This is a genomic window from Rhodococcus sp. P4_B6 (assembly GCF_056402215.1).
Genome location: NZ_JBFUHV010000219.1, coordinates 1 through 11,978, shown reverse-complemented (window position 1 = coordinate 11,978; position 11,978 = coordinate 1). Strand labels below are relative to the sequence as shown.

General features: G+C 64.2%; 10 protein-coding genes and 1 pseudogene. 6 read left to right on the top strand and 5 right to left on the bottom strand.

What is annotated here, in order from left to right:
• The 6 genes and pseudogenes from AC1DWT_RS45280 to AC1DWT_RS45255 form a co-directional block, all read left to right on the top strand.
• On the top strand, positions 1 to 2,233 hold a 2,233-nt coding region (locus tag AC1DWT_RS45280), incomplete at its 5' end, for an ATP-binding protein (protein WP_477925775.1).
• 164 nt (positions 2,234 to 2,397) lie between these two features.
• Positions 2,398 to 3,732 (top strand): flavin-containing monooxygenase, encoded by a 1,335-nt coding sequence (locus tag AC1DWT_RS45275; RefSeq protein ID WP_206012525.1) that lies wholly within the window; start codon positions 2,398 to 2,400, stop codon positions 3,730 to 3,732.
• Positions 3,733 to 3,792: 60 nt separating this feature from the next.
• Positions 3,793 to 4,275 carry a VOC family protein gene (locus tag AC1DWT_RS45270; protein ID WP_206012526.1) on the top strand — a complete coding sequence of 161 codons (483 nt, stop codon included), beginning with the start codon at positions 3,793 to 3,795 and terminating at the stop codon, positions 4,273 to 4,275.
• 76 nt (positions 4,276 to 4,351) lie between these two features.
• Positions 4,352 to 5,521 (top strand): thiamine pyrophosphate-binding protein, encoded by a 1,170-nt coding sequence (locus tag AC1DWT_RS45265; RefSeq protein ID WP_206012527.1) that lies wholly within the window; start codon positions 4,352 to 4,354, stop codon positions 5,519 to 5,521.
• A complete protein-coding gene (locus AC1DWT_RS45260; RefSeq protein WP_206012528.1) occupies positions 5,478 to 5,966 on the top strand; it encodes a thiamine pyrophosphate-dependent enzyme in 489 nt (162 codons plus the stop codon). The genes AC1DWT_RS45265 and AC1DWT_RS45260 overlap by 44 nt, the downstream gene beginning before the upstream one ends.
• A 92-nt stretch (positions 5,967 to 6,058) precedes the next feature.
• Positions 6,059 to 6,231: pseudogene (locus AC1DWT_RS45255) on the top strand (OsmC family protein); the annotation flags it as partial.
• A 27-nt stretch (positions 6,232 to 6,258) separates the two neighbouring features.
• Here AC1DWT_RS45255 and AC1DWT_RS45250 read toward each other — a convergent pair.
• From AC1DWT_RS45250 to AC1DWT_RS45230, 5 genes are all read right to left on the bottom strand, one after another.
• Complete coding sequence (locus AC1DWT_RS45250) at positions 6,259 to 7,251, bottom strand: alpha/beta hydrolase (RefSeq protein WP_206012529.1); 993 nt, start codon at positions 7,249 to 7,251, stop codon at positions 6,259 to 6,261.
• Between the two features lie 3 nt (positions 7,252 to 7,254).
• Positions 7,255 to 8,094 carry an IclR family transcriptional regulator gene (locus AC1DWT_RS45245; RefSeq protein WP_095863824.1) on the bottom strand — a complete coding sequence of 280 codons (840 nt, stop codon included), beginning with the start codon at positions 8,092 to 8,094 and terminating at the stop codon, positions 7,255 to 7,257.
• Positions 8,091 to 9,266 carry a CaiB/BaiF CoA transferase family protein gene (locus AC1DWT_RS45240; protein ID WP_206012530.1) on the bottom strand — a complete coding sequence of 392 codons (1,176 nt, stop codon included), beginning with the start codon at positions 9,264 to 9,266 and terminating at the stop codon, positions 8,091 to 8,093. The genes AC1DWT_RS45245 and AC1DWT_RS45240 overlap by 4 nt, the downstream gene beginning before the upstream one ends.
• 100 nt (positions 9,267 to 9,366) lie before the next feature.
• Positions 9,367 to 10,131 (bottom strand): SDR family NAD(P)-dependent oxidoreductase, encoded by a 765-nt coding sequence (locus AC1DWT_RS45235; RefSeq protein ID WP_477925774.1) that lies wholly within the window; start codon positions 10,129 to 10,131, stop codon positions 9,367 to 9,369.
• On the bottom strand, positions 10,128 to 11,978 hold a 1,851-nt coding region (locus AC1DWT_RS45230; RefSeq protein ID WP_477925773.1), incomplete at its 5' end, for a flavin-containing monooxygenase. The genes AC1DWT_RS45230 and AC1DWT_RS45235, both read right to left, overlap by 4 nt.

The following is an 11,978-nucleotide window of genomic DNA, read 5'->3' as shown; positions in this document are numbered from 1 at the left end:
GACATTGACCGGGATCGGGGGCGTCGGGAAGACCCGGCTCGCGCTGCGAGTCGCCACCGACTCGCAGCGAGCGTTCACCGACGGGGTGTGGCTGATCGAGCTCAGTGAGCTCTCCGATCCGGAGTTGGTGACCGGTGTCGTATCGGATGTCCTCGGACTGAGGAATCACACGGTGGACGCACCGTTGGTCCTGCTGACCGACCACCTCGCCGACAAGGATGTGTTGCTGGTGCTCGACAACTGTGAGCACCTGGTCGAGTCGGTGGCGGCACTGGCGGCCACCGTGTTGCGGACCTGCCCAGGGGTGCGCATCCTGGCGACGAGCCGGGAGCCGCTGAGGGTCAGGGGGGAGGCGGTGACCCGGGTTCCGCCGATGCAGACCCCCAACCCAGACCATGCGCCGTCGCTTCGCGGGTTGCCCGGCTACGAGTCGGTCGCGTTGTTTCTGCAACGAGCCGTCGCCGCCGTTCCCACGTTCGAACTCACGGAGGACAATCAGGTGGCGGTGGCGCAGATCTGCGCTCGCCTGGACGGATTGCCATTGCCGATCGAATTGGCCGCAGCTCGGCTGCAAGTCATGTCCGTGCACCAGATCCTCGACCGCTTGACCGATCGATACCGCCTGCTCACCGGCGGCAGCCGTGCCGCACCCGACCGGCAGAAGACGTTGCGGTGGTCCATCGACTGGAGCTACGAGCTGTGCACCCCGCAAGAGCAGCGTCTGTGGGCGCGGTTGACGGTGTTCGCCTGCAGCTTCGAACTCGACGCCGCCGAAGCCATCTGCGGCGACGATGATCGGGGCGGGGATCTCCTCGACGTCGTGTCGGCACTGGTCGACAAATCGATTTTGATCAGGGAAGAGGCCGGCGACGTGGTCCGGTACCGGATGCTGGATATCTTGAAAGAGTACGCCCAGGAAAAACTGCAGCCCACGGACGAATACCCCAACCTGCGCAGACGCTTTCAGGACTTTTACCAGGAGCTGATCACGCGTGCCGCGGCCGACATCATCAGTCCTCGTCAGCTGCATTGGCTCGATCTCCTCGATAGGGAACAGCCGAATCTTCGTGCTGCCCTGCATTTTGCGCTCTCCGAACCAGACGAGGCCGATGCCGGACTGCGCATGGCGGTCGGGTTGTCTCCGTTCTGGCTCTCCCGCGGATACGTCCGGGAGGGCCGGCTCTGGCTCGACCGGGTCCTCGCCGCCCACGTCGGCGAATCCGGTGCGGATCCGGCCACAGCCCTGTACCTGGTCAGCCTCTTCGCGGGAGTGCAGGGAGACGTGACTGAAGGTGTTGGTCTGCTGGCCCGCGCCGATTCCCTCGAGGATCGACCGGGCGCCACCTGGATGCGTGCGCTGCGGGGATTCGTCCGAGGATTCCTCGCTCTCTACAACCGCGACTCCGTTTCCGCCGTAATGTATTTCGATGAGGCGATCGGTGCCGCGCAAGAAACCGAGGGTGCCGACTTCTTACACGTAGTGAGCCTGTTGGGCAAAGGGCTCTCCTACGTGTCGCTCGGCGACGCGTCCAAGGCGCGCGTCTGCCACGCGGAGATGCTTGCCCTCGCCGGGACACTCGGCGACTTCGTGTACTGCGGGCGGTCCGCGATGATGGGGGCCTGGGCGTGGTGGTGCGATGGTGATCGCACCCGGGCGCGAGCGGTCATCGAGGAGGGAATCCGACTGTCGACTCGTGCCGACGACTCGTTCGGCATCGGCTGCAGCCTGGAAGCGCTCGCATGGATCGAGACCGACCACGATCCCGGCTGCGCCGCAGTCCTTCTCGGAGCCGCCGCCGCAATCTGGCGGGACGTCGGCGGAACCATGGCCAACTATCTCACCGGTCTGAGTTACCACAGCGACTGCGAACAGCAGGCACGCCGTGTGCTCGGTGACCGACAGTTCGAGGAGAAGTACCAGCACGGCAGCGCGTTCAGCGTCGACGACGCGGTCGAATACGCCTTCGATATACAGCCCGTGCCTGCGACGAGGACGCCCGAAGTCGGCACCCTGAGCCGACGTGAACGACAAGTCGCCGAGCTCGTCGCCGAGGGACTGACCAACAGGGCGATCGCCGCAAAGCTGGTCATCTCGCAGCGGACTGCACAGGGGCACGTCGAACGGATCCTCTCCAAACTCGGCTACACCTCGCGAACGCAGATCGCCACGTGGCTCGTGGAACAGCGACACCAGCAGAACCCCGGCCCCGAGATGCGAACTCACCACTCATGACCATGCCGGCGTTGCATACCGCCGCCACTGATCGCACCGACCAGCCACCACGGCGACCGTGACCGATCGCCCACACCGTGCGTCCCCCTCTCTTGTCAGGTGAGTGGACGAGCGATACCATCACGATTACCAAAACTGGAAACACATTTCGAAAGTAGGAAATCTTGAAGGTCCAGCGAATTGCCGTGATCGGCGCAGGGCCCGCCGGGCTGAGTGCAGCCAAACACCTCATCGGACGGGGCTTCGACGTCACCGTCTACGAGAAGGGGTCCGAGGTCGGTGGGCTGTGGGTATACGACAACGACAACGGGATCGGCGCGGCATATCAGTCGCTGCGGATCAACTCCGAAGCGAAGGACACCGGTTACCGCGACTTTCCGATACCCGCGGAGGCATCCCTGTTCCCCACTCACTATGAGATGCGGGCTTACTTCGACGCCTACGCCGACCACTTCGGTTTGCGGGCGCACATCGTTGTCAACACCACGGTCGACAGCGTCGAGCCGGTAGCAGAAGCACCCGCCTGCCCGCGCTGGAAGCTGAAGCTGAACGATGGCACGGAACCCGAATTCGACCGTGTGGTGGTAGCGAACGGACACCAGTCGATCCCGAGCCACCCCCCGTTCGCAGCCGACTTCACGGGTGAATACCTGCATTCACGGGACTACCGGGCGCCGGATCGCTTCGCCGGAAAGAAGGTCCTCGTGATCGGGACCGGAAACAGCGGCCTGGACATCGCTGCGGATGTCTGCATTGTGACGGACCGAACGGTGCTGGCTGCCCGCTCTCCCGTTCTGATCATGCCTCGAATGATGTTCGGTGCTCCGTTGTCACGCTTTCTGGCGAAGGTGGAGCGCCCCTGGCTACCTTGGCCGCTGGCGCGCCGGGTCCGAGAACTGGTCACGCTGGTCGCGCACGGACGGATGGAGCAATGGGGCTTCACGACACCGAAAACACGGACGCACCCGGCCAGTCACCCGACCGTGATGTCCCATATCGCGTGGAACCGAATCGCGGTCCGTCCCGGAACACACAGCGCCGAAGGCACTACCGTTCGATTCGACGACGGAACGGAAGAGGATTTCGACGCCGTGATCGCCGCGACCGGCTACCAGTTCGACATCCCGTTCCTCAGTAGCGAGGTGTCGCCGATCAACGGTGGACGCATCGACCTGTATCGAAGGGCCGTGTCGCCAAATTGGCCCGGCCTCTACTTCGTTGGACTATTCGACGTCAGCGGCGGCGCCAATATCCGGATGATCGACATCCAGAGCCGTTGGCTCGCCGCTGTCATCGCCGGAGACGTCGACCTTCCCGACGAGGCCGCGATGCGGGTGGCGATCGCTGCAGAACACGAGCAGATGGCTCGGCTGTATCCGTCGGGGCGGCGGTACGGACTCGAGTTGGACCCACGTGAGTACGGTCTCGCCGTTCGTGAAGACCTCGCGAAGGCGAAAGAGAAGGCCGCGGTATCGGCTCAGATCCCGCAACCTGTCTGATCGGTTGTGCCTCAACCGATACGAATTCCCCCTGGTGTCACCGAGAAACAAAGGAACGAGATGAGCCACCCCGTCGTAGCCGTCAATCACGTGAGCGTGCCAGCTCGTGAACTGGGTGAGTCGGTGCGCTTCTATGAAAACTTTCTGCATCTCGAGCAGGTCCCGTCCCCGACCTTCGCAGTTCCGACCGCGTGGTTCTCGATCGGTGACAGGACACTGCACGTATACGAGTACGGGGCGACGACGGACGTAAGGCAGATTCATCACTTTGCGTTGGAGGTCAGCGATTTCATGGGCCTGTACGACCACGCGACGAACCTGGGGATCAAAGAAAAGGGATTTCTCAGCACCATATATGAGCTTCCGGATGGCGGGGTCCAGATGTATGTCCGAGATCCGGCGGACAACCTCATCGAATTGGTTTGCCGCGACCGGTCGACAGTGGACCGTGGCCGAATTCCCGAATACAAAGTACTTGCCGACACCATCTCACAAGAGCCGGCGTCAGAAGGCGCGCGGATGTTCAATTACCACGTGCAATGACCGCGGCGCCGTTGGGAATCCGCCGACTGATCGGCACAACGTGGTCTCGAGACGTTCTGAACGAAAGGGTCAACCGATGCAGGTCTACAAGGCTCTCGCCCAAGGGCTGATCGACCATGGGGTCGAGACAATGTTCGGCCTGATGGGCGACGGCAACCTCTACCTGGCGAACCACTACGCCTCGATCCCTGGAGCCACATACATCGCATCGGCGCACGAGGCCGGCGCCGTGTTGATGGCCAATGGCTACGCCAGCGTTTCAGGAGAGGTCGGCGTGGCGACCGTCACCCACGGTCCAGGATTGGCCAACGCCCTTCCGCCTGTGATCGACAGCGTGCGGAGCCGGATGCCGATAGTGTTGATCTGCGGCGACACCGCCGAGGGTGACCGAAACACCCTGCAGGACATCGCACAAAGAGACCTGGTTCTTCCGACAGGGGCCGGTTTCGAACAGGTACGGCGCCCCGAGACCGCTGTTCAGGATTTGCGCAAGGCCCTGTGGCGGGCGACCGCAGAACGCAGACCGATCGTACTCAACGTGCCGGTGGACTACATGTGGAAAGAGGTTGAGTACCAACATGACCCTCTGCCGACTGCGGACCGGATCACCACACTGGACCCTGACGCGATGGACCGAGCGGTCGGCATTGTTGCTGCCGCCGAGCGACCGATCGTCCTGGCCGGCCGCGGGGCGGCGACGCCGAGCGCTCGGGCAGCCATCTGCCGGCTCGCCGAGCGTCTCGGTGCGCCGGTCGCAACCACGTTGCGGGGAAAGTCGCTGTTCGCGGCGGACCCAGGGGCGCTGGGAGTATTCGGCACACTCTCCACCTCCGTCGCTCTGGACCAGATCGGCAAGAGCGATTGCGTCATCGCGTTCGGCGCGAGCCTGAATTCCTGGACCACGGATTCAGGGGCCCTCCTGGACGGCAAGCGAGTCGTGCAGTGCGATACCGATCCACAGGCGATCAGGCGACACATCGATGTCGATGCTGCTGTGCTGGGCGACGCTGCGACGATCGCGGACGCGATCCTCGGGTATCTCGACGAGGCAGAAGTCCCTGCCCGCCGGTTTCGGAATGACTGGATCGAGAAGTCAGTTGATAGCGAGGACTACGAGATCCCACCGTCTCCCACTTCTCTCGTGGGCAGTATCCCATTCCGTGAGCGTGCGAGCAATCGACCGATTGATTCCAGAGGACCGAGTGGTCGTAGTCGATGCCGGTCGCTTCATGTTTGCAGGATATAAGCTCCTGCACGTTCCTGACCCCTATTCACTCGTGCATACCTGCAACTTCGGCGCGATCGGCCTGGGCATGGGGAACGCGATCGGAGCCGCGCTCGCCGCGCAGGGCAGGCCCGTATTCCTGGTCTGTGGAGACGGCGGCTTCATGCTCGGTGGAATCACTGAATTCGTCAGCGCCGTGCAAAACGGGATCGACTTGATTGTCATGGTCCTGAACGACTCGTCCTATGGCGCCGAGCACATTCAGTTCCGCAACCGGGACATGGACCCTGCCCGGACACTGTTCCGGTGGCCGGATCTTTCGGCGCTTGCAACTGCCCTCGGGGGCGAGGGAGTCACCATGCGAGTTCCCGACGATCTCACAACGGTGGAGAAAGCTATCGTCAATCGCACACGACCGCTCCTGATCGAGGTCGAGCTCGACCCCGACGACGTGCCCACTGACTGATCGGAGTCATGAGCCGGTCGATGCTCGACTTGTTGGGAATAACCTACCCGAAGTACCCAGTGCTGCTGGTGTTCTGAGAACGGGACCTCGCGATCCCCATCGAGTTGGGCGGGTCCGGCGACGGCACCAACCCCGAGCAACTCCGCACTCCAGCTCGTCGGCCGTCAGGCCGGGGCCAACGTCGCCGACTCGGCCGTCGGCGCCCGCAGGGATCGGCTCCACGGACGGCGGCGGATTCGGCCTCGCCGTCACCCTCGAGGTCGCGAGGGTCTGATGCGGACCCGGGGCGATGTCAGGGCGAGGCCGGATCGCCCCGAAGGGCGCAGCGCAGCGCCTCGATGCGTTGCGCCCATGCCTGACGGGTGCGCTCCGCCCCGGGAGCCAGCTGGTCGAATCCGTGGTACGCGCCGGGGTGGACGTGCAGCTCCAGGGATACCCCTGCTGTTGCCAATGCCTGTGCGAAACGCAGGTTTTCGGAGAGGAATAGATCGAGCGAGCCGACGTCGAGGAAGGTCGGCGGCATGCCTGTCAGATCCGTCGCGCGGGCCGCGGCGGCGTCGGCGGGGACCTCGGTTCCTCCTGCCCTGTCACCGAGGATGTGACGCCACGCTTCGATATTGTGCTCGCTGTCCCAGACGCCGAGCGCCGGCTGAGCGCCTTGCACGCCGGTGCGGTCGTCGAGCATGGGCGCCGCCAATGCGAGGAGCGCGATGCGGGGGTCTCTGCGGTGGCGCCAACGCAGGGCGAGCGCCGCTGCGAGCCCTCCTCCTCCGCTGACGCCGTAGACGGCAACTCTGTCCGGGTCGATCCCCAGTGTGTGACCCGAATCCATCATCCAGGTCAGTGCTGCCGTGCAATCGTCGATTGCAGCCGGGTAGGGGTGCTCCGGGGCCAACCGGTAGTCGATCGAGACCGTGGTGGCCCCAGTGCCCGCAGCGAGTTGCGCCGCATATGCGTCCTCGGCCTCGATGCTGCCCATGACCATTCCTCCGCCATGGATGTAGAGCAGTCCGCCCTCGCAGCGGTCTTCGGCAGGTTGGTAGATCCGCGCCCGAACTGTCGAACCCGCCTCCAGAACGATGTCGCTACGGACGACTGCAGGCTGCTCGCCAGGGGCCGTGACGCTCATGCCCAGCCGGTCGTACAGTCGACGCCTCTCTTTCAGGTCGGCGACGCTGAGGAAACCGCGTGGTCCGAGAGAATCACGCAGCGTCGCGAGCTGTCGGCGCATCTGCGGGTCTATCCGGTGTGCCTCCGGGATGTCGGTGTCGCTGGGTGCCCTCATGTTTCAGCGCCGCGCCGCTCTTGCAGCAGACTTCGTGGCAGTTTCGCCGGCCGCCCCGCTACCGGGGGCGGCGGTGCCAGGCGAAACCAGTTTGGCGAGGTCGTTGACGCCGAGATCGTCTTGGATGTCCGCAGCGGTCCGCTGGCTCTGCTCGATCAGCTCGTCTTCCCGGGCGGTGTCGAGGCCTGCACTGAGCGCGGAAACGTGGATCGCAGCCACCATCGTCCCGGCGGCGTCGCGAACCGGAACAGCGATTCCGAAGATTCCCGGATAGCCCTCCTCTCGGCTGACGGACAGTCCACTCTGCCGGATCCGATCGAACTCGGCTTCCAGCAATTCCGGTTCGGTGATCGTGGTGGACGTCAAGCGGCGTTGCGGACGCGCAAGCACCCGTTCGCGCAAGTCGTCCTCATATGCGGCATACAGTTTTCCGACCGCGGTGGCATGCAGCGCCAGGGAATCGCCGATCCTGATGTTGACCGACACGGGCTGCGTCCCGCGAAATCGATCCACGTACACGATCCGGTCGCCGACCCGTACCGCCAGGTACACGTCGTTGCCGAGGGTCTTGGCGAGATGTTCGAGATGCCGCCGCCCGAGCGTACGTACTTCGAGCGAATTCATGATCTTGATCCCGACTCGAACAGCCCGCGGGCCGACCGTGTAGCGGAGATCGTCTGTGGCCGCGATAATTTCGGCGGCGAGCATCGTCTGCAGCAGGTTGTGAGTGCTGCTGACCGGCGCGCCGACCGCCTGACTGATCTCGGTGAGCCGCAACCCGTCGGGTGCGTCGACGAGTGCATCGAGGACATCGAATGTCCTCAAGAATCGATCCGGGTTCATGCCTTGACCTCCTGAGCCGTTGAAGCGATCGAGCCAGATGCGAGCAGCGCATCGATCCTTGCTTCATCCATACCCGCTTCGCGGAGCACCTCCACCGAGTGCTGTCCCGGTTCCGCCACCCCGCGCCGCACCTGTGTGGGCGTGCGACTGAATCGGGGAGCCGGGGCCGGCTGGGTGATGTCGTCCACCTTGATGAACGCATTCCTCGATACGTTGTGACGATGACTGGGCGCTTCCAGCATGGACAGGACCGGAGTGACGCACGAGTCGGTGTTCTCCAGCAGCGCCGTCCACGCGTCGCGGGTCCGCGTTCGGAAGATTTCTGCGAACACTTCGCGTAGCGCCGGCCATTGACTACGGTCCCACTGATCGGGCAGATCGCGGTCATCGAGCCCGAGCGCCGAGAGGAGGTTTGCGTAGAACTTCGGTTCCATGGCGGCCACCGCGACATACTTGTCGTCGGAGGTGGCGTACACGCTGTAGAAGTGGGCGCCGCCGTCGTTCATGTTCGACTCCCGGTCGTGGTCCCACATGCCACGCCCGGACAGCTCGTACATCATCGTCATCAGCAGTGCCGAGCCCTCGGCCATCGACGCATCCACCACCTGGCCCCGACCCGAGTTCTTCGCTTCGAGCATCGCTGCGACCATGCCGAACGCGAGAAGCAGGCCTCCGCCGCCGAAGTCGCCGATGAGGTTCAACGGCACCGTGGGCGCCTGATCTCGGCCGCCGATGTGGTGCAGCACGCCGGCGACCGCTATGTAGTTCAGGTCGTGGCCGGCACGCTGGGCCAGGTCGCCGTCCTGGCCCCATCCGGTCATTCTCCCGAAGACCAGGCGCGGGTTTCGAGCCAGGCACACCTCCGGCCCCAAGCCCAGGCGTTCCATGACTCCGGGCCGGTATCCCTCGATCAGTCCGTCCGCGTTCTTCAGCAGTTCGAGCACGGTATCGATCCCACCGGGGGACTTGAGGTCGACTGCCACCGAGCGGCGCCCCCGGCCGAGCCCCCCGGTGGTCATTCGGACCAAGTCGTCTGGTGTACCGCCATCCGCGGAAGGTACCCGGTCGATGGTGATGACATCAGCTCCCAAGTCACTCAGTAGGAGAGCGACGAAGGGCGTCGGTCCGATGCCTGCAAACTCGACCACACTGATCCCCGCCAACGGACCCATACTTGAACTCCCAACACTCAATTAGCCACATTCTACATAATAACGGATTTGAATTCGATATCTCGAAAGGATGGATCCTCGGGTCAATCTCGACGCAGGCTCACCGCGGCCCCATCCTGATCGCGCCGTCGAGCCGGATCACCTCACCATTGAGCATCGAATTCTCGATCACGTGCTGCACGAGACCTGCATACTCATCGGGATTGCCGAGCCGACTCGGGTGCGGAACCTGCGCCCCCACCGAGGCGCGCACCTCATCCGCGACTCCCGCGAACATCGGAGTTTCGAACAAACCGGGGGCAATGGTGACGACGCGGATCTGGTGCCGGGCGAGTTCCCTCGCTGCCGGCAGCGTCAGTCCTKCGACTCCGCTCTTGGAGGCCGCGTAGGCCACCTGCCCGACCTGCCCCTCATATGCGGCGATCGAAGCAGTGCAGACCACCACGCCTCTCTCTCCGTCGGTCTGCGCCTGCTCACTCATCGCGGAAGCAGCGTGCGCGATGAGGGCATAGGTTCCGCCGAGATTCACAGCCACCGTCTGCGCGAACAGCTCTCCCCTGTCGCTGCGCGGGCCCACCAGACTCCCGCTGGTCGCAATTCCAGCGGCGGCCACCGCGATCCGCAGCGGAGCAAGCTCCCGTGCCGTCTGCACGGCAACACCCACGTCGTCCCACTTCGTCACATCCCCGGGTACGAAAACGGCGCCGCCGCCCAACTCTGCGGCGAGCGCCGCGCCTGCCTCCTCCGCCCGGGGGAGGTCGAGTAGCACTACGCTCGCGCCGGCTCGGGCCAACCGGCGAGCGGCAGCCGCGCCGAGCCCCGACGCTCCCCCGCTGATCACTGCGGAGCAACCTGCAATCTTCATTCCATGTCTCCTGAGGTACGTTCGGTGGTCCGGAAGTCGCCCAGATCGGCTCGGCGGATCATGTCCCAGAAGTCGACCACCTTGAATGGGTTGTTGACCACGACTCGCCCCTTGGAGTTGCGGTAGTAGACGTCCATCCCGGGGTGGGACCACACCATCCGAGAGTGTGCGTCGTCCACTTTGCGGTTGTAGTCGTCATAGACGTCCTGGCTGCACTCCACGGAGTCCAGGTCCTTGGTGATCATCTGGTTCATCAGATCGACGATGTAATTCATCTGGAGCTCCATCATGGAGATGAGGCTTCCTCCGTGCCCGAACTGGGTGTTGGGACCGTACAGGCAAAAGAAGTTGGGGAAATCCGGAACCGCGACGCCGAGATAGGCACGCGCGTCGTCACCGTCCCAGGCCGCCTCGAGTGTGCGGCCGCTGCGGCCCGTGATCCGCATGGGGGCGAGGAATCTGACGACGTCGAATCCCGTGGCGAACACCAGAACGTCGACTGGATGTGTGAGACCGTCCGTGGTGTGGACGCACTGATCCTGGATCTCGGCGATCGGTGTCGTCTGCAAGTGGACGTCTTCGCGGGCCAGCGTGGCGAACCAGCGGTTGTCGAGCAGCATTCGCTTCCCGAAGGGCGGATAGGTCGGCAAGACATCGCCGAGCATCTCCAAGTTCCCGTCGAGCTCCTTGACCAGGTATCGGGTGAGGAAACGCCGGTGGCCGTCGTTCATCGCATTGATCGACCGATGCTGGTGCGGCCATTGAACATCTCTCTGCAATCCGTCGTGGCCGCGGTCGTTGAAGATCCAGGTCAGCCGGAGCCGATACCACGACCGGTACAGCGGGACCTCAGCCATGAGGTAGCGGATCGGCTCTGGAACGTCGACCTTGAATTTTTCGAACGGGGCGGCCCACTGTGGCGACCGCTGGAATACCGTGACCGACTCGGYGGCATCGGCGATCGCGGGAACCAGCTGCATCGCGCTCGCCCCGTTGCCGATCACTCCTACTCGCCGGCCTGCGACGTCCAGGTCCTCGGGCCACCGCGCTGTGTGGACCACGGGCCCGGTGAACGAATCGGTGCCCGGGATCGCGGGGATCTTCGGCTTGTTGAAGGCGCCGACTGCGCTGATCACGATCGCAGCAGTGGTGGTCGATCGGTGACCGTCCTGGTCGATCAGATCCAGCGTCCACCGCCGGGTGTCGTCATCCCAGGTGGCACCCTCGACCTCGATGCCGAACCTGATGTTCGRGCGAATTCCGAACCGGTCGGCAATCTGTTGGAAGTAGCCGTGCAACTCATCCCGTGAGGCGAACCATCGGGACCAGTCGTGTCGCGCGAACGAGAACGAGTACAGGTGACTCGRTGTGTCGACACCGCATCCCGGGTAGCGGTTCTCCAGCCATGTTCCGCCGACTTCGTCGTTCCGCTCGAGCACGGTGTAGGAAATGCCCAACTCGCCCAGCCGGTATGCGGCACAGAGGCCCGACGCGCCGGCGCCGATGACGACGGCATCGAAGCCCGGGGGCGGGACCATCGGGGGAGCCGCGCTCGTCCCGCCCGCCCCGACCTGCAATTCGTGGGTGGCCATGTCGGCGTACTGGTCGGGCACGTGCTCGCCGACCGACACGCGCAACATCTCGATCAGCTGGTCGGGTGACAGTTGCGCAACCGCGAGGGAACCGCTCCTGCCCCAATTCAGGATCGCCTCTGCGGCGGCGCGTCGAATCTCGTCCTGGAGCGACTGTTCGAGCCCGGCTGTGTCATTGTCGCTGAGCCCCCGTACAGGGGTCGGCAGGTAGGGCTCGGCCAACCAACGCTGCTCCCCTGTCATCTGGAACAACAC

Coding starts and splice junctions, on each gene's coding strand:
- AC1DWT_RS45245 (WP_095863824.1), bottom strand. CDS start 8,094: ATGAACCCGGATCGATTCTTGAGGACATTCGATGTCCTCGATGCACTC.
- AC1DWT_RS45270 (WP_206012526.1), top strand. CDS start 3,793: ATGAGCCACCCCGTCGTAGCCGTCAATCACGTGAGCGTGCCAGCTCGT.
- AC1DWT_RS45265 (WP_206012527.1), top strand. CDS start 4,352: ATGCAGGTCTACAAGGCTCTCGCCCAAGGGCTGATCGACCATGGGGTC.
- AC1DWT_RS45240 (WP_206012530.1), bottom strand. CDS start 9,266: ATGGGTCCGTTGGCGGGGATCAGTGTGGTCGAGTTTGCAGGCATCGGA.
- AC1DWT_RS45250 (WP_206012529.1), bottom strand. CDS start 7,251: ATGAGGGCACCCAGCGACACCGACATCCCGGAGGCACACCGGATAGAC.